At 34.0% G+C, this 1745-nt stretch carries 1 protein-coding gene and 1 pseudogene; both read right to left on the bottom strand.

Annotated features, from left to right (window positions below; translation table 11 throughout):
- Positions 1–246: 246 nt before the first annotated feature.
- The gene (locus HPC67_RS15610; protein WP_217589830.1) at positions 247–864 is read right to left on the bottom strand and encodes an NUDIX domain-containing protein; all 618 of its coding nucleotides are present in this window, start codon (positions 862–864) and stop codon (positions 247–249) included.
- A gap of 268 nt (positions 865–1132) precedes the next feature.
- Positions 1133–1584: pseudogene (locus tag HPC67_RS15605) on the bottom strand (transposase); the annotation flags it as partial.
- Positions 1585–1745 lie beyond the last annotated feature (161 nt).

Below are 1745 nucleotides of genomic sequence, written 5' to 3'. Positions count from 1 at the left end.
GATGGATCACTTCCGTCTTGATTTAGTTTGTGGTTGGATCGGTATGCGGTGGGTGAGCGCTTATGCGGCAAAAATTAGAACTTCCATTTTCTTGAAGTTCTATTTAAGAATAATGTTTTATTCCACTAAAGCACCCGTTACTTCAAGAAGAAAATCTCCCATTTAATTTAACAAGGGAACCATATATGTGACTTTTAATAGAAGATATTCTTGACAAAAGTGCATATTCACATAATATATTAAATCTTAATTGTTAATCTCATTTAATAAATAGTCAAGCCACTCACTTTGAGAGGAAACAATCTGTGGTAAGTTGTCTAACGGAGACCAAAATAAGTTGAATTTCTGATTATCTGTCTCTATCTCCCATTCATCCAACAGACTATATGATTGTAGATGAAAGAATTCTCTTGTTACAAATGATGCCAATTTCGATTTTTTCGTCCAACCAGTTATCTGATATGTTATGTAATTTGGTTCTGGAAATTTATCTCCTTCTTTATAAGAAATTTGCACAAATTCCTCTTGGCTTCGTTCATGAAGGACAGTAATTCCTCTTCTAATTTCCGCCCATTGGAAACTTGACGTGTCTGGTCTCGAATATATTTTTGCCTTATCAAAAATAATGTACTTACCTTCTAAATTTTGTTCTTGTTTTCCTAAACTCTTACTTGAAACAAATTCTTTAAGACCAGTTTCTTCCATCGCTTCTCTAATAGCTGCTTGATAAAAGTCCTCATCGATTTCGACTGTACCTGCTGGTATTTGAACACCTGCATTTGGGTGTTGGATTAAAAGAAGTTCTTGCTTGTTATCTTTCTTTCTTGTGATAAAGCATGTTACCTTTCCTAATACGTTTTCCATATAACCCTCCAATTAAATATTTAGTAGAACACTTTTGTACACACTAAAATTTCTATACTAATAGGTCAATCTCCTTTTTTCACTATACTGCCCCGGTAGTTGAATAAGCGTCAGTGTTTATACAGCAAATTTAGTTAACCTTATCGTATCATAAGTTTCCGAATTCTATACTAAACTCCGTCTAATAATCAAATCATTCATTGTTACTTCATTTCTCTGGTTGTGGATACTGTCCAAAACCTGAAACCAAGCAAGGTAATTGATTAAATACGATACCTTCGAAGTTAAGGATTTCCATTTTCTTTAACGATGATAATAGTTTATGTCTCCAATAAAATAGAGTGACGTGAGTGATGTTGCCGATTAAGTCAGCGGACTTCCGTAGAGAATAATCTTCAATTATACACTCAACAAATTTTATCCACTGGTTAAGATGACGAGTTCGATAAAGAATGTATTTGTGAGGTCTGGGAATGTCTTCTTACAAGCCTTACAGCGGTAGCGTTGCTTTTTAACCTCTTCATCATCAACGATCGTTTTATATTTACCGAATCGAACAATATGTTCCAATTCACAATCAGGACATTCATAACCGGTCTTTTTTTCACGTTCAGATATTTCGTAAAGAACGGTTTCAGTCTAAATTGATGCAGTAATAGCATCAATTTAGTAATCACGTAATCTGTGCTTCTCAGAGGGATTTAGTTTTTGAAATTTTATTCGCTCTCACAATCATCACCAACCCTATTGTAGTTAGTTTAAATACAGGACATTAGTTCCTGAAAATCAATTATCAACATCTAATTTTAATATATGCATTTTACATGCCTGTTCACATAAGATGAGACGGAAGTGGACACGATGGATCACTTCCTTCTTGA

Origin of the sequence: Lentibacillus saliphilus (assembly GCF_019093865.1) — a bacterium.
GTDB classification, from domain to species: Bacteria; Bacillota; Bacilli; order Bacillales; family Amphibacillaceae; genus Lentibacillus_B; species Lentibacillus_B saliphilus.
Note: the sequence above shows the minus strand (reverse complement) of the source record. Positions and strands in the feature narration are given on the sequence as shown.

Bases quoted from the DNA above. Each gene is read 5' to 3' on its own strand.
- HPC67_RS15610 (WP_217589830.1), bottom strand. From the start codon at position 864: ATGGAAAACGTATTAGGAAAGGTAACATGCTTTATCACAAGAAAGAAA.